A 345-nucleotide genomic window follows, 5' to 3' on the forward strand; every position below is an offset into this window, starting at 1 on the left:
TTCATTAAAATATAAATTTTTATTCATTGCTAATTTGAAAGTAAACTTATCCTTTTTATATGTTTGATAATCAAAAGATATATTAAATCCTTTCATATCCACTTTATCTGAAGCTAAAAAATCAGCTTTTTCAATTTCATCTAATAATTTTTTTATTATAATATCTTTTAATTTTGTATCATTTTCTCCAAGACTTAAATCTTTGCCTATCTCTATAGCTTGCTCTTTTGCAATTTGTGATACATTTATCCTTTTAGCAATTTTAAGTTTTTTTTCGGAGGCTAGTTTAGTTGAACATTTGGTGTTACATCCATCAATAATAATAAGGTCTCTATCTTTTAAGAT

The 345-nt window shown here is 23.5% G+C and carries 1 protein-coding gene; it reads right to left on the reverse strand.

Annotation, left to right across the window (positions count from 1 at the left end):
- On the reverse strand, positions 1-345 hold a 345-nt coding region (locus KGF50_RS22640; RefSeq protein WP_227850010.1), incomplete at both ends, for a putative zinc-binding protein.

This window comes from Clostridioides sp. ZZV15-6598 (assembly GCF_020657705.1).
In the GTDB taxonomy this organism is placed as follows: Bacteria; Bacillota; Clostridia; order Peptostreptococcales; family Peptostreptococcaceae; genus Clostridioides; species Clostridioides difficile_F.